General features: G+C 40.1%; 13 protein-coding genes, 2 tRNA genes and 2 rRNA genes. 11 read left to right on the plus strand and 6 right to left on the minus strand.

The features are described from left to right. Positions 1-19: 19 nt before the first annotated feature. Complete coding sequence (locus ACZZZW_RS21410) at positions 20-661, minus strand: RNA polymerase sigma-70 factor (RefSeq protein WP_463496402.1); 642 nt, start codon at positions 659-661, stop codon at positions 20-22. 151 nt (positions 662-812) lie between these two features. Here ACZZZW_RS21410 and ACZZZW_RS21415 point away from each other — a divergent pair, with 151 nt between their 5' ends. The 11 genes from ACZZZW_RS21415 (at position 813) to ACZZZW_RS21465 (ending at position 19,205) form a co-directional block, all read left to right on the plus strand. After that, positions 813-1,709, plus strand: a complete 897-nt coding sequence (locus ACZZZW_RS21415) for an ROK family protein (RefSeq protein WP_463496404.1) — start codon at positions 813-815, stop codon at positions 1,707-1,709. 145 nt (positions 1,710-1,854) lie between these two features. Further along, positions 1,855-4,965 carry a SusC/RagA family TonB-linked outer membrane protein gene (locus ACZZZW_RS21420; protein WP_463496407.1) on the plus strand — a complete coding sequence of 1,037 codons (3,111 nt, stop codon included), beginning with the start codon at positions 1,855-1,857 and terminating at the stop codon, positions 4,963-4,965. Positions 4,966-4,976: 11 nt separating this feature from the next. Then, positions 4,977-6,617 (plus strand): SusD/RagB family nutrient-binding outer membrane lipoprotein, encoded by a 1,641-nt coding sequence (locus ACZZZW_RS21425; RefSeq protein ID WP_463496409.1) that lies wholly within the window; start codon positions 4,977-4,979, stop codon positions 6,615-6,617. A gap of 295 nt (positions 6,618-6,912) precedes the next feature. Then, positions 6,913-7,878, plus strand: coding sequence for an endo-beta-N-acetylglucosaminidase H (locus ACZZZW_RS21430; RefSeq protein ID WP_463496412.1), 966 nt, complete (start codon positions 6,913-6,915; stop codon positions 7,876-7,878). A gap of 366 nt (positions 7,879-8,244) precedes the next feature. Then, a complete protein-coding gene (locus ACZZZW_RS21435) occupies positions 8,245-10,086 on the plus strand; it encodes an HU domain-containing protein (protein WP_463496415.1) in 1,842 nt (613 codons plus the stop codon). Next, positions 10,086-10,790, plus strand: a complete 705-nt coding sequence (locus ACZZZW_RS21440) for a MotA/TolQ/ExbB proton channel family protein (protein WP_463496418.1) — start codon at positions 10,086-10,088, stop codon at positions 10,788-10,790. The genes ACZZZW_RS21435 and ACZZZW_RS21440 overlap by 1 nt, the downstream gene beginning before the upstream one ends. Continuing rightward, positions 10,790-11,191, plus strand: a complete 402-nt coding sequence (locus ACZZZW_RS21445; RefSeq protein WP_025144642.1) for an ExbD/TolR family protein — start codon at positions 10,790-10,792, stop codon at positions 11,189-11,191. Before ACZZZW_RS21440 ends, ACZZZW_RS21445 begins: the two co-directional genes overlap by 1 nt. Further along, entirely contained in the window at positions 11,191-12,030 is an 840-nt protein-coding gene (locus ACZZZW_RS21450; protein ID WP_055906537.1) for a hypothetical protein, read from the plus strand. The genes ACZZZW_RS21445 and ACZZZW_RS21450 overlap by 1 nt, the downstream gene beginning before the upstream one ends. 313 nt (positions 12,031-12,343) lie before the next feature. Next, positions 12,344-13,633 (plus strand): bifunctional folylpolyglutamate synthase/dihydrofolate synthase, encoded by a 1,290-nt coding sequence (locus ACZZZW_RS21455; RefSeq protein ID WP_463496422.1) that lies wholly within the window; start codon positions 12,344-12,346, stop codon positions 13,631-13,633. A gap of 67 nt (positions 13,634-13,700) precedes the next feature. Then, on the plus strand, positions 13,701-15,359 hold the full coding sequence (pafA, locus tag ACZZZW_RS21460; RefSeq protein WP_463496425.1) for an alkaline phosphatase PafA: 1,659 nt from the start codon (positions 13,701-13,703) through the stop codon (positions 15,357-15,359). A 450-nt stretch (positions 15,360-15,809) separates the two neighbouring features. Next, complete coding sequence (locus tag ACZZZW_RS21465; RefSeq protein WP_463496427.1) at positions 15,810-19,205, plus strand: methylmalonyl-CoA mutase family protein; 3,396 nt, start codon at positions 15,810-15,812, stop codon at positions 19,203-19,205. Positions 19,206-19,329: 124 nt separating this feature from the next. On the opposite strand, the gene ACZZZW_RS21470 is transcribed toward ACZZZW_RS21465, so the two are convergent. The 5 genes from ACZZZW_RS21470 to ACZZZW_RS21490 form a co-directional block, all read right to left on the minus strand. After that, a complete protein-coding gene (locus ACZZZW_RS21470; RefSeq protein ID WP_463496429.1) occupies positions 19,330-20,310 on the minus strand; it encodes an acyl-ACP desaturase in 981 nt (326 codons plus the stop codon). Positions 20,311-20,931: 621 nt separating this feature from the next. Continuing rightward, positions 20,932-21,043, minus strand: a 5S ribosomal RNA gene (gene rrf / locus ACZZZW_RS21475). Positions 21,044-21,171: 128 nt separating this feature from the next. Further along, positions 21,172-24,046: ribosomal RNA gene (locus ACZZZW_RS21480) — 23S ribosomal RNA — on the minus strand. Between the two features lie 493 nt (positions 24,047-24,539). Beyond that, positions 24,540-24,613, minus strand: a tRNA-Ala gene (locus ACZZZW_RS21485). Between the two features lie 80 nt (positions 24,614-24,693). Further along, positions 24,694-24,771: transfer RNA gene (locus ACZZZW_RS21490), tRNA-Ile, on the minus strand. Between the last annotated feature and the right edge of the window lie 164 nt (positions 24,772-24,935).

Raw genomic sequence — 24,935 nt, forward strand, 5'->3', positions numbered from 1 at the left:
CTTTTTATGTTAAAATTGCCTACAAAAAATATAAAAAAGATAAAGTACCCCCTAATATAATCAGTGAGATTAATTTTCCGAACTTCTTTTCATCATTTCCTTTCTCGTGCAAAGGTTGTAGCACCAACCGTAACTTTGCAATGGCCCTGAACAATTGGGTTTGCACTGTACGTGGCGAAATATTAAGCAGCTCTGCCACTTCCTTATATTTCATTCCACTTTCCTTAATCAACCTGAAAACTGTTGCAGCCTGCGGTGCTAAACCTGCAATTGCCTTATCGAGCTGTTTATGCAGTTCTTTGGTTTCCATGAGGTAAACTGGCGTTTCCATACTCACCTGCAAATCGTCTTCAGCATCTACTAAATCGATAAACGTAACAGAAGAATTTTTTTTAATGTATTTAAGCGATTGATTTTTAACTGCAATAAAGAAATAACTTTCAGGGTTTAGCACATGGGTGCTTGCTGCGCGGTTTTCCCAGCATTTTACAAATACTTCGGTAACCAGATCTTCTGCTGCCTGCTTATCAATAACATAGTAAACGGAAAACTTTAATAGCCTGCTGTAGAGGAAGCGGTAAAGCTGCTCAAAAGATTTAAGGTCATCTTCGAGGCAAATCTTATTCCATAAAACGATTAGATCTGGCTTCCCTGCTTTCAACTTGGTTAGTTTTAGAATCAAATGTAAGGTAATAAAAAATATTTCATAAAAAAATGTTCCAGCTGTAGGCAATTCAACATTAAAAAGGATTCTTATTAGTGGTGCAGTACTCTGGCACCAGCCATTTATAGATCTATATAAGCAGAATACAATGAATAAAAATAAATATGTACTGGGCATTGATATTGGCGGCTCGCACATTACAGCGGCAGTAATTGATATGCAGCAGCGCAATATCCTTAAAAACTCCTTTACCCGCGAGCGTGTTGATTCTCATGGTACAACCGAACAGATTATACATACCTGGTGCACGGCAATTAAACTGGCCTATAAAAAAGTTAATATGGAAATCGGCACTTTAGGCATTGCAATGCCAGGGCCCTTTGATTATGAAAACGGAATTTCTTATATCGCCGGGAATGATAAATATGCTGCTTTTTATGGCCTTAATGTAAAAGAAATGCTGGCCAGTGAACTCCAGATTAACCGCAAGCAGATTTTGATGAGCAATGATGCTTCATGCTTTTTAGCAGGCGAAATATTTGCAGGCGAAGCAAGATCTTATCAGAACCTTATTGGCATTACACTGGGTACGGGTTTAGGAAGTGCAGTATATACCGAAGGGAAAGTTAACGATGCCAACCTCTGGTGTTCGCCTTTTTTAGACGGGATGGCAGAAGATTATCTTTCTACCCGTTGGTTTTTAAAACGCTATTATGAACTTACCGGACTAAACATTTTAAACGTTCGCGAGCTTACCCTGCTTTACAGTGACAGCCAAACCATCAGGAAAATATTTAATGAATTTGGCCATAACCTGGGTCTTTTCCTTAAAGATTTTCAACAGAAAAATGCCGCAAAAGCAATAGTTATAGGTGGCAACATTACCAATGCTTCCGATCGTTTTATACGCCATGCACTTAAATATCTACTATCGCAGGGAATAAATGTTCCAATCCATATTTCTAAACTGAATGAAGATGCAGCGCTGCTTGGCGCGGCAGGTTGTTGGGCCGCCCAGGCTAAAGAAACAGTTGAAAAACCATAACAAAAAAAATATTTTAAAATAATTCAATTTCCTTGTAGGCAATTTGTGCAAACAAAATGCTCTTCACTATAAAACCCTAAGAATGGAAATTCGGAGGGCGGCAAACAATTAACCAAATACTTATTCAAATTTATTCATAATGAATATGAAAAAATCTTTACAGCTCACATGCTTGTTGCTTTATGCATCGGCAGGTCTGTATGCAGCTACACCAGCAGATCATTTTAAACGTGCAGTTTCTTATCATTCCGTTTATCAGGATGTAATTAAAGGAACAGTAAAAGATGAAGCCGGAAATCCGGTACCGGGTGCAACCATTACCGTTAAAGGCGCACAAGGTGGAACACAAACCAATACTTCAGGCCAATATAGCATTGCAGCTAAAACAGGCGATGTGTTAGTGTTTTCATTTATCGGTTACCAGAGCAAAGAAGTTACCGTTGGCACGCAAAGCACTCTTGATGTATCTTTAACCCCGGATTCTAAAAATCTTGAAACCGTTGTGGTTACAGCATTAGGGATTAAAAGATCAGAGAAATCTTTAACTTATACCACTCAACAGGTATCTGGAGAAGAACTGAATAAAGTGAAAAGCCCCAACCTGGTAAATTCGTTAAATGGTAAAGTTGCCGGGATGACGATTAGTCCGAGTTCTTCAGGTGTTGGTGGTTCGGCTAAAGTAATTTTAAGGGGAAGCCGTTCAGTAAGCGGTAATAACCAGCCTTTATATGTAATTGATGGGGTACCCATCAGCAATAACGGTAATGCCAATGCACAACAGAACAGTGTTTTTGGTGGTGGCCAGGATGGTGGTGATGGTATATCGAACCTAAATCCTGATGATATTGAAAGCTTAACCGTGCTTGAAGGTGCATCGGCTGCGGCCCTTTATGGTAGCCAAGCACAAAATGGTGTAATTTTAATTACCACTAAGCAAGGTAAAGCAGGTAAAACACAGATTGGTTTTTCATCGAGTTTAACTTTTGATAAAATTGCGTACAAACCCGAATTCCAAAACAGTTATGGCCCTGCATCTGATAAAACACGCGACAGTTGGGGAGGTGCAATCAGCAATGCAACTGATAACCTTGATCAGTTTTTCCAAACCGGAACAAATGCAACCAATTCAATCAATTTTTCTGGCGGGTCTGAAATCGCACAAACTTACTTTTCTTATGCCAATACCTATGCAAGCGGCATACAAGAAGGCAACAAGTTAAACAGGCATAATATTAACCTGCGAGAAACTGCCAAGTTTCTAAACAATAAATTAACTGTTGATGGAAATGTGAGTTATATTAATCAACGCATCAACAATAGCCCATCAATTGGTTTGTACAACAACCCATTGGTTGGATTGTATCTTTTCCCTAGAGGTGTCGACATTACACCTTACAAAGATAATTATCTGCTTGCCGGCAATGTGGGTACAGCACGCCAGAACTGGTTAGGTGGTTCGACAGATTTAAGTCAGAACCCATGGTTTTTAACCAATTTAAACCCAAATACAGCCATCAGAAACCGCTTCTTATTAAGTGGAAATGTGAAATATGAGTTTACACCATGGTTAAACCTTCAGGTAAGGGGAAATATAGACCGTACTACTGATGATTTCGAGAACAGACGTTATTCTGGTATCAACGGAAACTTTAACTCAAACGGTAAAGGATACTTATCGCAGAACACGCAAACTTATGTTCAAAAATATGCCGACGCGATATTAAATGTTACTGTACCATTAAAAGGATCAGACTTCAAAATTAACGGATTAATTGGTGGTAGCATCAACGATCAGAAAACAAATGGATTATCTTTAGCAGGCGATTTATCTGCTGTTGATTTATTTACACCAAATAATACTATTGTAGCAAATGCAGGTACTTACACTTCAGATGTATTAAATACCACTAAAGCAAATGATGCTTTCCACAGCCAGTTGCAAGCTGTATTTGCAAATGCCAACTTATCGTACAAAGATTGGGCTTTTTTAACTTTAACAGGTAGAAACGACTGGTCATCAAACCTTGCCTATACACCAAATAGTTCTTATTTCTATCCATCGGTAGGCTTATCATTTATTGTATCACAAATGGTTAAACTGCCAGAAGCTATTACCTATGCCAAAATTAGGGGTACTTATGCCGAAGTGGGTAATACCGTGCCACCTTATTTAACCTTTATTCAAAATACTTTGGGTAATGGCGGTGCACTTAACATTAACACCAACAGGGCATTTGCTGAGTTAAAACCAGAAAGAACAAAATCATTTGAGATTGGTACTGACATGCGTTTTCTGGCCAACCGCTTAAACTTTAGCTTTACCTATTATAAAACAAACACTAAAAATCAATATATACCGGTTAAACCAGCACCTTCTGGCCTGGTAGCTACGGGCTATTTAAATGCAGGCGATGTTCAAAATCAGGGTATACAGTTTACTTTAGGAGCAGATGTATTAAAAGGAGATGGCCTGAACTGGAATACCGCTATAAACGGATCACTAAACAGAAACAAAATTATTGATGTTGCTGCTTCACAAGGTCTAAATTCGATTGATTTAACAGGTGGTGGCAACAATGCGTATATCTCTCGCATTGCAGCGGGTGGATCTTATGGCGACATTTATGGCTATACTTTACAAAGAGATGCAAATGGCCGTATCCTATTAAGTGGCGATGGAACAACTGCAAGTCCTTACTTTCCGGTTAAAAGCAATGATTATAGTCTGATTGCAAATGCAAACCCTAAATTTCAGTTGGGTTGGAACAACAGTTTTAATTATAAGGATTTCAGCTTAAGTTTTCTGGTAGATGGTAAATTTGGCGGTAAAGTACTTTCGCTAACCGAAGCATTGATGGATCAGGCTGGTGCTTCAAAAGCATCAGGCGATGCGCGCGCGCAAGGTGGTGTTAAAATTGATGGTGTAGATGCCAGCGGAAAAGCAGTTTCGGCTACCATTAATCCACAAAGCTATTATTCTTTCTTAGGGGATAGAAACGGTGTAACCGGAGAATATGTTTACAGTGCTACCGTGGTTCGTTTGCGCGAAGCTTCAATAGGTTACAACTTACCTTTGAAAGGAACATTTAAAAGCATGCGTCTTTCGCTAATTGGTAGAAACCTGTTTTACTTCTACAAAAAAGCTCCATACGATCCAGAGGTAACCATGTCTACCGGTAATGGTTTATCAGGAATAGATGTTTTTAACCAACCGGTTACCAGAAGTTTTGGTTTTAACCTTAATGTTTTATTTTAATTACAACAAACATGAAATCGATATATCATTTATCACAACATAAAATTAAAGGCTTGTCTTTAGTTTTACTTTTAGCCGTAGCAGGTTTAAACCAGGGCTGTAAGAAAAATTTCGAAAGTTTTAACACCAACGATAATTTACCAACAACCGAGCAGAGTTTAGCATTATTGCGATCGGCAATCGGCCCCATCCAGCAAAATATATTTTCCAACTATCAAATTGCACAGAATTTAAGTTCTGATGTGTTTAGTGGTTATATGATGCCTCCAACACCATTTGGTGGAGGTATTAACAACATGAACTATTCGCTTAATAACGGATGGAATGAAACGGGTTTTAACGACCAATACACCAATGTAATGGCGCCAATTTCTAAAATTGCCATATCTCCGTTGAAAACAACCTCGCCTGAATCATGGGGAATATCTCTTTTGGTGCAGGTAATTGCAATGGATAGGGTAACTGATAAATTTGGCCCAATTCCGTATACACAAGCAGGTAAATCGTTAATTTCTCAACCATACGATGACCAGAAAACGGTTTATACCGAATTTTTTAAACAGATTGATACTGCGGCAAATAACCTTCAAGCTTTTATCACAGCCAATCCGGGTAAAAAAGCATATTACGACACTGGCGATCTGGTTTATGGTGGCGATGTTGCCAAATGGCTTAAATTGGCCAATTCGTTAAGGTTACGTTTGGCCATGCGCATTGTTAAAGTTGATCCGGTTACAGCAAAGTTGCAGGCAGAAAAAGCTATGGCTGCAACAGGTGGATTAATGACCGTACCAGGTGATAATGCCGCAGTTGCCCAATCGGGTAATAGAAACAACGACCTTTGGAATGTAACTGTAAATTACGATGGAGATAACGCAATGGGTGCAGCATTACAATCGTATATGGTTGGCTACAAAGATCCGCGTTTATCAATATATTGTACACCAGCTACCGATCCTTTGTTTTCAGGACAATATATAGGAATCAGATCCGGAGCCAATACCTCTTTTAATGGTTTAGGTAAAGCTGGTTATAAAACCTATTCAAGTTTGAATTCTTCTACTCCAGATAACTCAAAAGCACCTATCGGACAAAAAGCACCGCAAATATTAATGACGGCTGCCGAAGTTTGGTTTTTAAAAGCTGAGGCTGCTTTACGCGGCTGGGCAGGTGCCGGAGATGCACAGACCAATTATGAAACCGGTATTACTACATCAATGCAACAATGGACTGCCAACATCGACAACTACCTAAACAATGCCACAGGTAAACCAACTGATTATGTAGATCCAAAAAACCCGGCCAACAATGCGGCTGCAGCAAGTACCATTACTGTTAAATGGGATGGAACTGCATCTAATGAAGTAAAATTAGAACGCATTATTACACAAAAATGGTTGGCTATTTTTCCTGACGGAGCTGAGGCTTGGGCTGATTTCCGCAGAACTGGCTATCCAAAACTGTTTACAGTAGCCAACAACAACAGCGGCGGTACAATTAATACCCAATTACAGATTCGCAGGTTGCCATACCCAACGGCAGAATTTGGAAATGGAAATAAAGATGAGGTACGTAAAGCCGTTACTTTGCTTGGTGGCCCTGATAACGGTGGCACCAGATTATGGTGGGATGTAAACAAAGGCAATTTTTAGCACACAAACAATACCAGGTAGGATGACGAAAGTTATCCTACCTTTTTTATATCAAACCAATTTCTAACCAAAATTTTTAAACCTATGAGAAAACTTACTGTTTTCGGCGTACTGCTGTAAACTCAATTCCCCCTTACTTACACATTTACAGTTATTTAATTGCGCTGAAAAAGCAAATCCATCCTTCAAAAACCTATGTTATGGGATGAATATCAGTAAAAAAAAATATCTCTCCTTCATAAAAACCTGTTTGTAGCGATTACAATCAATTTCTAACCAATTTAAAACAAAAATTATGACAACTACCAAATTGTTAACATGCAAAAATGCTGCACTAGCCGTTGCATTCTTTTTAACCGTTTCTATCAGCGGCTGTAAGAAAAAAGACATTACCCAAGATGAAACCTTAACTGGTCCGGCTAAAAAAGAATCAACCGCATCGCCATCGGCAATCGGTGTAACCGGCCCAAAAGGTGTATGTTATGTAGAAGTAAACAATGCCGATATCCGAAACGTAGGAAAATACAAACTTTCTACCGGGCAACAGTTGTTCGATATTGCAATTATTTTTGCTGCCAACATCAATTACAACACCTCAACTCAAAAAGCTGAATTGTTTTTTAACACGAATGTTTCCAATGTTTTGAACAATAAAACAACCTACATTAAACCTTTACAAGACAAAGGCATAAAAGTGTTGCTTTCCATTTTGGGTAACCACCAGGGTGCAGGTTTTTGTAATTTCACATCACAAGCCTCGGCGCAGGCCTTTGCCCAACAATTGGCAAATGCAGTTAATACTTATGGCCTTGATGGTATTGATTTTGATGATGAATACGCAGAATATGGCAACAACGGTACAGGCCAGCCAAACTCCAGTTCATTTGTATACCTGGTAACAGCATTAAGATCACTACTGCCGAATAAAATCATTTCATTTTACTTCTATGGCCCGGCAGCTTCAAGATTATCATATAACGGGGTTACCGTAGGATCTAAAGTAAACTATAGCTGGAATGCCATTTACGGAAGTTATTCTGTTCCAAATGTACCCGGATTGGCAAAAGCAAATCTTGGCCCGGCAGCAATAGATATTCAGGCTACCAGTTCATCTACAGCAGCATCTTTAGCCACCCAAACCGTAAATAATGGTTATGGAATTTACCTTTATTATAATTTACCCAACAGCGATGTGCATACTTATTTATCAAGCATATCAAGCAATTTATATAGTGGCAAAACCACTACATACACACCTTAACAGGTAAATACTTATACTTATAGGTAAGAGATATAATTTAATAAATCAGTAATCGCTATAAATACAAGCAGTAGGGCGGCATAAGCTGTCCTACTTTTTTATTCCCCCATCTTATTGCGTACCATGCCATTCGGCATTATATCGATTTAGCCATTTGCTTACTAGCATACCATTTCTATCTTTGTAACCGTTATCTTTGCACGGATACAGCTAAGAGGTTATAAAAACTATGAAATTTCATGATTATAACAATAAAACTGTAACCGTTTTTGTCCCCTTTTTGGAATATGGTGCGTAACAACATCAATAGACACTATTTGAAGGTAGAATATATTTTTTAATTTTAAAACGCTTAATTTTACCCGAATGGATATCTTATCATACCTGTTAGAACTCTTGCAGCAACGCAAAGAAGTTGGTATTACCGGCTTGGGCACCTTCTATAAGAAGAAATACCCAGGAAGATACGATAAGGAAAAACAAACGTTTTTACCTCCTGGATATACCCTGCAGTTTGCTACGGATTTAATTGAAGAAGCAGCCTTAGCTGATTTCATCTCTGCAAAAAGAAATATCTCAACCGATAGTGCCAAATACTATATCGAACAGTTTGTTGAGGAAGTAAATCAGAAACTGGAATTAAACCACGAAGCCGAACTTGAAAATACCGGACGATTATTTTTTACCGAACAGGGAATAGGTTTCGAACCGGTAAAAAACATGAACTATGGTTCTGAATTTTATGGACTACCATCATTGGCAGAAACCGCTACTGATGAAGTAACTACCAGTTTACCTAAAAAAGATGAAGAAGTTTACGACGAAATTGCCGAAGCACCCGTTGCCCCTTCACCTTTTGGAAATAAATCTTATCAACCTCCTGTTATCGAGAATATCGAACTTGATGAAGTAAAAGATGACCTTAAAAACACCTTAAAACATACGGAAGAGGTTGTTGAGGCACCAGAATTTATAAAAGAACAACACGAAGAACACCCCAACCGTTTTGGTCATAGGCCAGAATCGGAATCAGAAAATATTGCCGCAGAACACCTTGCGACTGAAACTACTGATGATCAAAACAATACAGATCAAACTGATGAAGTTGAGGTTCCGGAGTCGATTGTAAATCAGCATGAGGAACATCCAAACCGTTTTGGTCATACTCCAGAATCGGAGGTAGAAAATATTGATCCTACAAATGCTGAAAATGAAGTAACTGAGATTGAAAATACAGTCGAAGCAACCCATCATACTGAAGAAGTAGAAGTACCAGAATCCATTATAATTCAGCATGAAGAACACCCGAACCGTTTTGGGCATACACCAGAATCTGAGGTAGAAAATATTGCAGCAACGCATCATATAATTGAAACACCTGAATCAGACAATGCACAGCATGATGAATATCCTGAAGTAATAGAAACAATTCTTGCACCAAAAGATACGCCAAGCCGTTTCTCACTTCGCTCAGAAACAGAGGAGCCTAAAACGTACATCAATTTAGATGAAGAAACCAATGCAGAAGAACCTGTAATTGAAGCACCTGCCTTTATTAAAGAACAACATGCCGAACACCCCAACCGTTTTGGCCATGATCCGATTGAACATGGAGGTGATACGAGGCAAGGCATGTCTACCTGGTTAATGATCACCATTGCAATTTTAGCATTGGCAGTTATAGCAGCGATAACTTATCTGGTTAAACCCGAATTATTCTCCAGTCAAATTGCTGAGCCTGCAAAACCGGCACAAACTGTTGTAGATTCGCCAAAAGTTGCTGTAGATACTTTAAAGGCAAAGCAAGATTCGATAGCTAAAACCGACAGTATTTTAAAGGCCAATCAGGTTCAGCAAAAAGCAGATACCGTAAAAAAGGCTAACCTTAAAACAGTTGAAAAACCAGTAACGGCTCTACCTGTTGAAAAACCAAAAGAAAATAAAATTGTACCAAACCCAGGTCCTTCTACGTTCTACGTTATTGCTGCCTCCTTCCAATCGGAGAAAAAAGCACTTGTGTTTATTAAACAAATGGAAAAAATCGGTTTAAAAGCCGAAATTGCAAAAGTACCGGGCCGTTTAAAAAAAGTAAGTATTGCCAGTTACAAAACAGAAAAAGAAGCGAAAGAACAAAAGGAAATTTTACAGAAAAAATTAAAGGGAAAAGGGTATTTCGTACAACAAGAATCTAACAACACACAACCATAATGATAACTTTATTAATTCAGGACACCACACAAGCATTACAAGACACAGCAAATGCGGTTAACCAAGCAGTAACACAACCACAGCAAGAACTACATTTTATCGATCTGCTTTTTAAAGGCGGTTGGGTAATGATTCCACTGGCTTTTCTGGCTTTTTTAGCCCTAATCATCTTTGTTGAACGTTATTTAACCATCAAAAAAGCAACTAAAGACGAATCAAACCTAATGGGACAGATCAGATCCTATATCCAATCGGGAAATTTAGATGGTGCAATGTCACTTTTAAGAAACAACAATTCACCCCTTTCGCGCATGTTGCAAAAAGGTTTAAAACGCATTGGCCGCCCGATTAAAGATATTGAAGGTGCAATTGAAAATGTGGGTAAATTGGAAGTTTCTAAATTGGAAAAAAACATTAGCATATTGGGTATTGTTGCGGGTATTGCGCCAATGCTTGGTTTCGTAGGAACAATTGTGGGGGTAATTACCATTTTCCACCAGGTATCAATAAAAGGTGCTATCGAAATCGGTACCATCTCAGGCGGTTTATATACCAAAATGATTACCTCGGCAACCGGATTGATTATCGGTATCATCGCATACGTATTGTACCACATTTTAAACATAATGGTCGAAAAAATCATTCTTAAAATGGAAACCGATGCAATTGATTTTATTGATTTACTAGAAGAACCAGGCAAATAATGAATTTACGCAAAAGAACAAAAGGATCGGTAGAAGTACATACTTCAGCGTTGAACGATATTATGTTCTTCCTGATGCTGTTTTTCTTATTGGCCTCAGCTGTGGTAAATCCTACAGTAGTTAAACTATTGTTGCCACAATCTTCAAGCGGACAACAATCTACCGCCAAAAAAGCAGTAACGGTTACCATAGACGAAAACCTTAAATATTTCGTTGAAAAGAAACCTGTAAGTATTGAAGAATTAGAGCCTACATTGGCATCGTACCAAAAACTGGCACCAGATATGACGATCCTTTTATATGTATCGCGCAATGTGACTTATCAGGATGGATTTGTGGTAAACGATATTGCCAATAAATTAAAGTTGAAACTTGTTGTAGCCGTTGAGCCTAAAAAATAATGAACTACAAAGCACAAATACCTAACGAGGAAAATAATTACCCAAAAGCCATTGCAATAGCAAGCGGAATTATGGGCTTTTTATTGTTGATCAGCTTTTTTATCGTGATTGGTTCTTTCCAGCCACCTGAAGAAGTGGGTATGGGCGGAATGGTTGTAAATTATGGAACTTCAGCAGAAGGTATGGGCGATGATTACACCAGTATTGAAGAGCCATCAGCAGATCCGAATGCGAATGGGAAACCACCTGAAAAAGTAACGCCCGAAGAAAAAGTTACACCAACCACCTCTACCGAAAGTAGCGATAAAGAAGTGCAAACACAAAATACCGAAGATGCGATAGCCGTAAATACCAAGCCTACAAAACAACCAACTAAGGCGGCACCAACACCGGTAACCGAAGATAAACCTGCCAAACCGGTAATTAACCAAAACGCTCTGTACAAGGGTAAAAAGAACACAGGCCAGGGCCAGGGTGATGGAACCGGAAAAACGCCAGGTAACCAGGGCGATAAAGATGGCGATCCATTAGCATCTAATTATGGCGAAGGTGGCTCCGGAAATGGAAATGTTCAGCTTTCGTTGGCCAGTAGAAAATTTATTGATATCCCCAGGATACAGGATGATGGACAAAGTGCAGGAAAAATTGCCGTTCAAATCCGTGTAGATAAAAATGGTAAAGTGGTTCAGGCCCGTGCAGGTGCAAAAGGCACTACCCTATCTGATTTAGCCCTATGGCGGAAATGCGAACAGGCGGTATTGGGAGCTAGTTTAAATAAATTAGAATCGGCACCCGATGTGCAAACCGGAATTGTAATGTTTAACTTCAAGGTGAGGTAAAAAAATGCTGAAATAAATTCAGCAACACGATAGCTTGCAAACACATCCATGGTCTGTGTCCCCACAGACCATTATTTTTATTGCGAAAAATGCTGAAATAAATTCAGCAACACGATAGCTTGCAAAATACATCCATGGTCTGTATCCCCACTGACCATTATTTTATTCCTAAAGATGCTGAAATAAATTCAGCAAGACGATAGCTTGCAAATACATCCATGGTCTGTATCCTCACAGACCATTATTATATATTAACAAAATCTTCCCAATTCGTTCCATAATAACTTCAGTCAACTTATATTTGACACCTATTATGAACTACCAACAAACGCTTGACTTTTTATACAGTAAACTTCCAATGTTTACCCGCGTTGGCGCATCTGCATTCAAAAAAGATTTAACCAATACCATTATTCTTTGCGAAGCTTTGGATAACCCTCAGCATAAATTTAAAAGCATCCATGTGGCTGGTACAAATGGAAAGGGATCAACCTCCCACATGTTGGCTTCAGTACTACAATCGCAAGGCTATAAAACCGGACTATACACTTCTCCGCATTTAAAAGATTTCCGTGAGCGCATCCGCATCAACGGAAAAATGATCAGCAAAACAGAAGTCGTTTCATTTGTTAAAGTACAACAAAAACTAATCGAGAAAACCGAACCTTCATTCTTCGAAGTAACTGTTGCCATGGCATTCGATCATTTTGCAAAACACGAGGTAGATGTGGCCGTAATTGAAGTGGGTTTAGGCGGAAGGTTGGATTCTACCAATATCATCATGCCCGAAATTTCGGTTATTACCAACATCAGCCTCGATCATATGAATATGCTTGGCAATACACTCAGCGAAATTGCAGGCGAAAAAGCAGGAATTATCAAAAAAAATATTCCGGTTGTTATTGGCGAAACACAGGAAGAATCCGCTCCGGTATTCATTACCAAAGCAAAAGAATTGAGTGCACCAATCGTTTTTGCCGACTCGATATTAAGTGCAAAAGATTTCAAAATAAAGCACAATAAATTAATCTTATCCATTTATCAGGGAAATAATATCAAATACAAAAACCTGCAAAGTGATCTTACCGGCGTTTACCAGCATAAAAACATTTTAACCGTTTTAGAAACCCTCGCAGTGCTTAATAATGAAACTGATATTAAAACCGATCAGGAAGCTATATATAAGGGAATGAGTCAGGTTAAAAAACAAACCGGTCTGCAAGGCCGCTGGCAAACTTTAGGTAAAAATCCATTGGTTATTTGCGATACCGGACATAATGAAGCAGGCATTACAGAAGTAATCAAAAATATCAATCAAACGCCTTATCAAAACCTGCACATTGTTTTCGGGATGGTAAACGATAAAGACATTTCCAAAGTTTTATCGCTGATGCCTAAACATGCCACTTATTATTTTTGCAAACCAGATTTACAAAGGGGTTTGGCAGCTAATGAACTAAAAAAACAGGCAAATTCATTTAATCTGGAAGGAAGCAGTTATCCATCAGTAGCCAAAGCAAAAGAAACTGCGATTCAATCTGCCGGAGTTAATGACCTGGTTTTTATTGGCGGAAGCACATTTGTAGTGGCCGAAGCGATATAAAATCTTTACATAAACTTCAAAGTAGCTTTACCTAAATTTATTACTTTAGCCGTTTAACAAAAACACAATGAAGAAAATATCTTGTCTAATCTTTTCCATTTCTATTTTTTCAATCGCTTTCACCTCAGCCCAAACTAAAAAAACCATTTCAGCACAGCCTAAGGCATTTCCTGCAGAAGTTTCACGCCCAAAATTAGTGGTTGGCCTGGTGGTTGATCAAATGCGTTGGGATTACCTTTACCGTTATTATAACCGATATACCAACGGAGGTTTTAAAAGATTAATTAATGAAGGTTTTTCTGTAGAAAATACATTTATTCCTTATACTCCAACCTACACCGCCTGCGGCCATACCTGTATTTACACCGGTTCAGTGCCTGCGGTACATGGCATTATTGGTAACGATTGGTACGATCCGGAAACCAAAAAGAACGTATACTGTACGGAAGATTCTTCAGTATCAACCGTGGGCAGTACGCCTTCATCAGAAGGTAATATGTCTCCTAAAAATATGTTAACAACAACAATTACCGATGAATTGAGGTTAGCCACAAATTTTAGAGGAAAGGTAATAGGCATTTCATTAAAAGATAGAGGCTCAATTCTTCCTGCAGGGCATGCAGCAAATGCGGCATACTGGTATCAGGGCAGCACCGGAAACTGGATTACAAGCACTTATTACATGAAAGAAGTACCAACCTGGATTGCAGATTACAACAAGCTAAAATTAGCGAATAAGTTTTATGCAAAAAACTGGGAAACACTTTATCCAATTAACACCTACGTAAACAGTACAGCCGATGAGAAAGCCTACGAAGGTAAAATGAGCACTTTTCCACATCAGCTTACCCAAAATATTGATAAAAACTATGATGCCATCAGAAGCACGCCGTATGGCAATACCATCACTTTGGATTTAGCTAAACTGGCCATCCTTTCTGAAGATTTAGGTCAAGACAACATTACCGATTTCTTGGCAGTAAGTTGCTCATCAACCGATTATGTAGGTCATGCTTATGGTCCGAATTCCATAGAAGCTGAAGATACGTATTTGCGTTTAGACAAAGATTTTGAAGAGTTTTTCAACTACCTGGATAAAAAAGTTGGTAAAGGAAACTATACTGTATTTTTAACTGCCGATCATGGTGCAGCACATGTACCCGGATTTATGCAAGAGAACAAATTACCTTCGGGTGTGGTGAGCGACAGGGATGTTGCAACTAAGCTAAATACATACCTGAATGATAAATTTAAGGTAAACAACGTCGTTTTGAAATCTCAGAACAATCAAATTATTTTTGATCACGAAAAAACCGATAAAGGCGATGTTAGCTTCGATGTAATCAAATCAGCTTCTGTAGAATTCTTAAAAAGATTAGATGGTTTTCAAAATGCAGTTGATATTGCCAAAATATCACAGTCTACCTTGCAGGAAATTCAGAAAAAAATGATCACCAATGGATATAATGCCCGTAGAAGCGGCGATATCTATTACGTATTACAGCCAAACTGGTTTAACGGCGGCAGTACAGGAACAACTCACGGAAACTGGAATCCATACGATTCACACATTCCATTGGTTTTTATGGGATGGGGAATTAAAGCTGGTGCAACAAACAAAATGCACTACATGACAGACATTGCACCTACCCTGGCTGCTCTGCTCCACATTCAAACACCAAACGGAACCGTAGGGGAGCCAATTACAGAGATAACAAATAAATAATTCTAAAAACTATGCCCACCAGCATAGTTTTTTTTGTTTTAACCCAACAGTGATAGGTCCTTAAAAGTATTGTGATTGCGAGGAGGAACAGACGAATAATCCTACAACTATCGCTACTAGCGAGCGCATAAAGATTGCTTCGTGCCAACAACAACGGCAACCTGAAGGAGATCCATTCCCCTTAAGTTCCTCTCCTATCCCAATGATTTTTATGTATAAATCATGTAACTGTTATCCAATCGAGATTTTACTACAACATGAGGGAAGTTTGCCATTTACGATAATAACGGCTGTTTACTGTAATTGGGCTGGATTTATAACTGAACCAAAAGCCATAACGGTATAGGGTATTCGCGCTTTAAACTGCTTAATTTAGTACATTTGCTTACCAAATATTTTTGGAAACAAGGATCGATCAATAGCGCATCCCGATTTTAAAAATCCCATAGTATGCAACAAGTAGAAATCTATAAGCCTAAAAATAAAATTCGTTTCGTAACCGCTGCCTCCCTTTTCGATGGTCACGATGCAACCATAAATATCATGCGCCGTATTCTACAATCTTCAGGTGCCGAAGTGATCCATCTTGGCCACAACAGATCTGTAGATGAAGTAGTAAATTGTGCCATTCAGGAAGATGTTCAGGGCATAGCAATGACTTCTTATCAGGGCGGACATATCGAATATTTTAAATACATGTACGATCTTTTGCAAGAAAGAGGATCAAGCCATATTAAAATATTTGCAGGTGGTGGCGGGGTAATTTTACCTTCAGAAATTGAAGAATTACAAGCCTATGGAATCTCAAAAATCTACTCTCCTGATGACGGCAGGAAAATGGGTTTACAGGGAATGATTAACGACATGCTGATCCAGACCGATTTCGTTACCAAAGCAAATATCACCAACGAACTCGAAACCATTCCAACAAAAGATGTGAAAGCCATTGCAGGAGCCATTACCGTTGCAGAAAATGATCCCGAAGGCGCTCAAAAGTTTGTTGATGAATTAAAAAAACTTTCAAAAAATAATACTGCCCCTATTTTAGGCATTACAGGAACCGGTGGAGCAGGAAAATCATCTTTGGTAGATGAACTCGTACGTCGTTTCCTCGTAGAAGTGAAAGATAAAACGCTAGCCATCATCTCCGTTGATCCTTCAAAAAGAAAAACAGGTGGCGCTTTATTGGGCGACAGGATTAGGATGAATGCCATTAATAATCCAAGGGTTTACATGCGTTCGTTAGCCACCAGGCAGGCCAACCTTGCGCTCTCTAAAAATGTGCAAGAAAGTATTGATATCTGTAAAGCTGCCGGCTACGATCTAATTATTGTAGAAACCTCGGGTATTGGACAATCAGATACCGAAATTACTGAACATTGTGATGTTTCACTCTATGTGATGACGCCAGAATTTGGTGCTGCTACCCAATTGGAAAAAATCGATATGCTTGATTTTGCCGATCTGGTAGCCATTAATAAATTTGATAAAAGAGGTGCTTTGGATGCTTTGCGGGACGTGCGTAAGCAATACAAGCGTAACCATAACATTTTCGACGCTAAAGACAATGAAATACCCGTTTATGGCACCATGGCCTCGCAATTTAATGATCCGGGGATGAATAATTTGTTTGTTGCCTTAATGGAGCAGATTAAACTAAAAACAGGAACTGATTTTAAGGCCAAAATGGAACTCACTTCCGATCAGTCTGAAAAAATCTATATCATCCCACCCGATCGCATCCGTTACTTGGCAGAGATTGCTGAATCTAGTCAGCTGTACAATGAATGGGTTGATAAACAAGCCACAATTGCCCGTAAAATGTACCAACTAAAAGGAGTAATCAATCTAATAGGCGATAACAAATCCCCTCTACCAGATGGTTTTCAGCAGGATGAGCTGTCGAAAAGTTTAAGTACAACTTACAATTTCTTCGAGGAGCAGTTGGATGGCGAATGCAGACGCTTATTGCGCCAGTGGCCAGATACCAAAAGGGCTTATAAAGAAGAATTTTTCATTTATAAAGTTCGTGATAAAGAGATCAAACAACCCTTATTTTACGAATCACTTTCAAAGCTGAACATTCCTAAAGTCTCTTTGCCGAGATATGAAGATTGGGGCGATATTTTAAGGTGGCTTTTAACTGAGAACCTTCCAGGCGAATTCCCTTATGCAGCAGGTGTATTTCCGTTAAAAAGAGAAGGTGAAGATCCAACAAGAATGTTTGCAGGAGAAGGTGGCCCCGAAAGAACCAATAAACGTTTTCATTATGTTTCTTTGGGTCAGCCGGCACACCGCTTATCTACCGCCTTTGATTCGGTTACCCTATATGGAGAAGATCCGCACATCCGGCCCGACATTTATGGGAAAATCGGTAATTCAGGCGTAAGCATTGCAACTTTGGATGATGCCAAAAAACTCTATTCAGGGTTTGATCTTTGTGCACCATCAACTTCTGTATCCATGACTATTAATGGACCGGCACCGATGTTATTGGGTTTTTTCATGAATGCGGCAATTGATCAGCAATGTGAAAAATACATTATTGAAAACGGTTTAACTGAAGAAATTAAGGCAAAAATCGATGCGATCTATAAAACGAAAAACATTGAAAAACCCACCTACAATGGTGCACTTCCTGAGGGAAACAATGGCTTAGGATTAATGCTTTTAGGCGTTACAGGAGATCAGGTTTTGCCAGCGGATGTTTATGCCCAGATTAGAGCCAAAGCAATCAGTTCGGTTAGAGGAACCGTTCAGGCTGATATTTTAAAGGAAGATCAGGCACAAAATACCTGTATATTTTCAACTGAATTTGCCTTACGCATGATGGGCGATATTCAGAAATATTTTATAGATGAGAAAGTAAGAAATTTTTATTCAGTCTCTATTTCGGGCTATCACATCGCCGAAGCTGGGGCAAATCCCATTTCTCAACTTGCTTTTACGCTAAGTAACGGTTTCACTTTTGTAGAATATTACTTAAGCAGAGGCATGCATATCGACGATTTTGCTCCTAACTTATCCTTTTTCTTTTCTAATGGAATCGACCCTGAATATGCAGTTATTGGGCGCGTAGCAAGAAGAATTTGGGCTAAGGCCATCAAAAACAAATATAAGGGTAATGACCGTTCACAGAAACTAAAATACCATATCCAAACTTCTGGTCGTTCTTTACATGCCCAGGAAATTGATTTTAATGATATCCGTACGACTTTACAGGCACTTTACGCCATTTATGACAACTGCAATTCGCTGCATACCAATGCTTATGATGAAGCCATTACCACACCTACCGAAGAATCGGTAAGGAGAGCGATGGCCATCCAATTGATCATTAACAGAGAATTAGGATTGGCAAATAATGAAAATCCTCTACAGGGTGCTTTTATCATCGAAGAATTAACTGATTTAGTTGAAGATGCTGTTCTTGCCGAATTTAAACGCATTAATGATCGTGGGGGCGTTTTAGGAGCAATGGAAACGATGTATCAACGTGGAAAAATTCAGGAAGAAAGTTTGTATTATGAAACGCTGAAACATACCGGTGAATATCCGATTGTAGGGGTAAATACCTTTTTAAATAAAAATGGATCGCCTACTATTGTTCCTGGCGAAGTAATCCGCGCTACTGAGGATGAAAAACAATACCAGATTTTGGCATTGCAAAAGTTTCAGGATCGTAATGCCGACCGTTCTACAGATCTCTTAAAACAACTTCAAAAGTCGGCTATAGCAGGCGATAATATCTTCGAACAATTGATGGAAATCTGTAAAATCTGTTCATTGGGCCAAATCAGTAAAGCACTTTACGAAGTGGGTGGGCAATACAGAAGAAACATGTAACGATGATTTTTAATCACAATGCTTTATCAAGTCGTGAATCAAAATTAACTCATCAAAAATTACAACAAAAATAAAAAGCCTCTCGATGTAATATCGGGAGGCTTTTATGTCTTAATGATTACTGTTAACCAGCAATCCAGCTAAATTTATAATCAATAGTTGGCGTTTTCATTCTTTCTGCCACACGTAATAAACGAGAAGGTAAAGCCATGATGTAATCACGGGCTTTTTCACCAGCTTCATTTAAATCGCGCATCCCCTCAATTTTCCAGTCAACAATTAACTGTTGCATAATTTCAACATAATCAATTGCAGTATAAACGCCTAAACGTTGTGCAGCATCGGTGAAGTGACCAAATGTTTGACCAATTTTTAAGCCTACCTCACGTAAGAAATGTGCTGGCATCACAATTTTCTGGCGCATCATATCTTCAAAAGCTAACATTGCTTCATTAGGATCAACCTCAAAAATTCGGTTCATAAAATCTTTATAGGCTTTTGCGTGTCTCGCTTCATCAGAAGCAATCACACCACACATTCTAGACAATAAAGTATCTCCATCTTTTTTAGCTAAAGAGGCTACCCTTCTGTGCGAAATGTTTGTTGCCATCTCCTGAAAAGAAGTGTAAATAAAGTTACGGTATGGATCATGACCAGTTCCAATATCGAAACCATCAGCAATAAGGTATTGAGTAGAAATTTCCATTTGGCGCATATCTACCCGACCAGATAAATACAAATATTTATTCAACAAATCACCATGACGGTTCTCTTCTGCAGTCCAATGACGGTTCCATTTCATCCATCCACCATCTTCTTTCATACTTGGACCTTGAACCATTGCTAACCACGATTCGTAAGTAGGTAAAGCTTCTTCAGTAATAGTATCACCGATCAATACAGCCACAAGGTCATAAGAAAGGTCCTTTGCATTATCCCTTAATATTCTGATATCGTGATAAAATGTATCACTAGTAGAATCGGGAAGAAAATCAGACGGTTGCCAGTTAGTATCAATTGGTTTAAGATAGGTATCCATCATCTCCAGCATATACTTTTCAATATGCACCATTACTTCCCTTCTTTTATCTGCAAAAAAACTCATTACTTTTGTTTATATATTGTTAACAACAAAGATAACCAAATATTACGGCAAACCTTGTGATATTAATATATTTAGCATGAAAGTAGTTTTAAATGTGACCTAAATCATTAATATTCATTGAAAATCTTTAACGCAAAGATCATCTGAGGCACAAAGCATAATCTACATAATTATATTTTCAGATTGCAGTTCGTGTAAGTAGCAGGAAAATTGATTTCTTCTAACCATTCATACTAACTAATGAAAATCCACCTTCATTACAAATGTACCTTTTGAGATACGTTTTAATACTATACCTAACTTCTTAATGAAAAATAAAAGTGAAACCTATAATACTATATATAATCATCTAAAAACCTTTATTAAGGTCATTAAGAAGAATTCGTTACGATATAATGCCTTAATCTTACTTAACTTCTTAATGGTTGAAAAAAAATCTGCGAAGATCTGCATAATCTGTAGGAAACACCCTCTTTACCATTAAGAAATTATGGTAATGAAGAAAGCGGTTCCAAGTTAACATAGTGCTTCTTAATGTTGGGAAGGAAATCGGAAATGCTGATAGGATTGCCTTAAACGAAGAAAACCCTTTAGCATTTCTGCTGAAGGGTTTCTTTTAAGATTTGGCACCGACCTACTCTCCCACGTGTTACCGCAGTACCATCGGCTCTGGTGGGCTTAACTTCTCTGTTCGGAATGGGAAGAGGTGGACACCACCGATATAGGCACCTAAATATTTTATTGAGGTAGAAGGTGGAGGGTGTAAAGGTCGGGGGGAAACCCTGAACCTTAAGCCTTTCGCCTTAAACCTTAAACAGTATTGAAAGAAGTTATTATGAAGAACAAACAACAGTCTGTTTGCTTTGAAAGCTTCGGATGATTAGTACTACTCGACTGTGCTGTCACCAGCTTTACATCTGTAGCCTATCAACGTAGTAGTCTTCTACGGTCCTATATGGAATTCTCATCTCGTGGCTAGTTTCGCACTTAGATGCTTTCAGCGCTTATCTATTCCCAGCGTAGCTACTCTGCAATGCCCCTGGCGGAACAACAGATTCACTAGAGGCTGGTCCAACCCGGTCCTCTCGTACTAAGGTCAGCCCCACTCAAAATTCCTACGCCCACAACAGATAGGGACCGAACTGTCTCGCGACGTTCTGAACCCAGCTCGCGTGCCACTTTAATCGGCGAACAGCCGAACCCTTGGGACCTTCTCCAGCCCCAGGATGTGACGAGCCGACATCGAGGTGCCAAACCTCCCCGTCGATATGAGCTCTTGGGGGAGATCAGCCTGTTATCCCCAGCGTACCTTTTATCCTTTGAGCGATGGCCCTTCCATGCAGAACCACCGGATCACTATATCCGTCTTTCGACCCTGATCGACTTGTCTGTCTCACAGTCAAGCAAGCTTATGCTATTGCACTCCGCGTACGGTTACCAAGCGTACTGAGCTTACCTTTGAAAGCCTCCGTTACCTTTTTGGAGGCGACCACCCCAGTCAAACTACCCATCAAACAATGTCTCCCGCTTGGCGGGATTAGACACCGAATACAGAAAGGGTGGTATTTCAACGTTGGCTCCACGACGCCTAGCGACGCCGCTTCAAAGCCTCCCACCTATCCTACACATCCTGTATCCAATGTCAATGTTAAATTGTAGTGAAGGTGCATGGGGTCTTTCCGTCCCGTTGCGGGTACCCGGCGTCTTCACCGGGACCACAATTTCACCGAGCTCATGGCTGAGACAGCGCCCAGATCGTTACACCATTCGTGCAGGTCGGAACTTACCCGACAAGGAATTTCGCTACCTTAGGACCGTTATAGTTACGGCCGCCGTTTACTGGGGCTTCGATTCAATGCTTCTCTTACGATGACATCCCCTCTTAACCTTCCAGCACCGGGCAGGTGTCAGGCCTTATACCTCATCTTTCGATTTTGCAAAGCCATGTGTTTTTGTTAAACAGTCGCCTGGGCCTTTTCACTGCGGCTTACATTGCTGCAAGCGCCCCTTCTCCCGAAGTTACAGGGCCATTTTGCCGAGTTCCTTAGCCATGATTCACTCGAGCACCTTAGAATCCTCTTCCCGGATACCTGTGTCGGTTTGCGGTACGGGTTTTTATAACCTGAAGCTTAGCGGTTTTTCTTGGAAGTCTGATTACCTGCGCTATCCGCTTACCCGAAGGCTCGCGGTACTATCGACTTTCAGCTAGATCGGCGGATTTGCCTACCGTTCTAATACCTACTGTCTTTAACGATCTATTCCGTCAGATCGCGGCAGTGTCACTACTCCGTCCCCACATCGCAGTTATAAAAAGTACTGGAATATTAACCAGTTGTCCATCGAATTTCCCCTTCGGGTTCTCCTTAGGTCCCGACTGACCCTGATCCGATTAGCGTTGATCAGGAAACCTTATCCTTTCGGTGGGCGGGTTTCTCTCCCGCCTTATCGTTACTTATGCCTACATTTGCTTTTCTATACGCTCCAGCACCCATTACCAGATACCTTCGCTGCATATAGAATGCTCCCCTACCGATATATTTCAATCCCATAGCTTCGGTGAACAGTTTAATGCCCGTTTATTATCCATGCCCGATCGCTCGACTAGTGAGCTGTTACGCACTCTTTAAATGAATGGCTGCTTCCAAGCCAACATCCTAGCTGTCTGTGCAATCGGACCTCGTTAGTTCAACTTAACTGTCACTTGGGGACCTTAGCTGATGGTCTGGGTTCTTTCCCTCTCGGCGCGTGACCTTAGCACCCCGCGCCTCACTGCAGATCATATTTCATAGCATTCGGAGTTTGTCTGGATTTGGTAGGATTTGACTCCCCCGCACCCAATCAGTAGCTCTACCTCTATGAAACTTAATATCCACGCTGTTCCTAAAAACATTTCGGGGAGTACGAGCTATTTCCCAGTTTGATTAGCCTTTCACCCCTACCCACAGATCATCCGGAAACTTTTCAACGTTTATCGGTTCGGTCCTCCAGTACGTGTTACCGCACCTTCAACCTGTCCATGGGTAGATCACAAGGTTTCGCGTCTACCCCCTCTGACTATACGCCCTGTTCAGACTCGCTTTCGCTTCGGATCCGTGCCTGAAGCACTTAACCTTGCCAGAGAGGAGTAACTCGTAGGCTCATTATGCAAAAGGCACGCCGTCACACCACTTGGATGCTCCGACCGCTTGTAAGTACACGGTTTCAGGTTCTATTTCACTCCCCTGTTCGGGGTTCTTTTCACCTTTCCCTCACGGTACTGGTTCACTATCGGTCTCTCAGGAGTATTTAGCCTTACCGGATGGTGCCGGCAGATTCCCACAAGGCGTCTCCGACCTCGCGGTACTCAGGATACTACTAGACTGGTATTCTATACGTGTACAGGGCTATCACCTTGTCTCGCCGGGCTTCCCATCCCGTTCCACTTCTGTTTACCAATGCCACATCGTAGTCCTACAACCCCCACTTTGCCGTAACAAAGTAGGTTTGGGCTCTTTCCCTTTCGCTCGCCACTACTTAGGAAATCATTGTTATTTTCTCTTCCTCTGCTTACTTAGATGTTTCAGTTCGGCAGGTTTGCTCATTATATGTGACTAGTCTTCAACTAGCCGGGTTGCCCCATTCGGAAATCTTCGGATCAGTTCCTATTTGCAAATACCCGAAGCTTATCGCAGCTTATCACGTCCTTCATCGCCTCTGAGAGCCAAGGCATCCCCCGTGTACTCTTTATTACTTTCTTCTACTCATATGCCTTTTGCGCCATATGGTATGCTTTTTTTGCTCTTGTCATGATGTCTCATACTTATCGGTTTCTTGCGATCCCTTTAAGCGAGCACAAACACAACAGTCGCCTATTGTTGTTTGCTCTTCTTTTTTAACTTCTTCCAATATGTCAAAGAACTTTACTGAGGCTGAAGGCCGAAGGTATAAAGGCGGAGGGTTTCATTGTCCCCAACCTAAGCTCCGTTTCAGCTCCGTTAGTAAAAAACTGCGGTCTCGAACCGTTCCATACCTTTGATCGTATGTGCCCCATGGCGTTTCTTCTTTTCTTAATCTTTATGTCAATGTATATTACCTATCCCGGTAATAAGGTATGTATTCTGTGTTTTTTGAAAGCTTTCAGCTTTGGTCTTTAAGCTTTATGCTCAAATGTGGAGAATAACGGAGTCGAACCGTTGACCTTCCCGATAGCTATCGGGACGCTCCAGCGCCATCCGCTGAAACTCTTATTGTGGAGAATAACGGAGTCGAACCGTTGACCTCCTGCGTGCAAGGCAGGCGCTCTAGCCAGCTGAGCTAATCCCCCAGAGTGCAGTTATCAGTTTTCAGTTCTCAGTTTTCAGTTATGACAACTGTCAACTGCAAACCGCCAATTGTAAACTTCAATGGTAGTCCCGTCCAGATTTGAACTGGAGACCCCTACATTATCAGTGTAGTGCTCTAACCAGGCTGAGCTACGGGACTTCTTGATTTTAAGGTAGGCTTAACAGTTGCAGTATATAGTATCTTACCGCTACTGCTTCCCTTTTTGGCTTACCCTTCATGTCTCCGTTGCGCTTGCCTTTATAGCAGCCCACCGTTTTCTTCTGGGTGTTTCTTTTTTCTCTTGTGTTTTTTAAAGTATCCGG

This window comes from Pedobacter sp. AC379, from assembly GCF_979258145.1.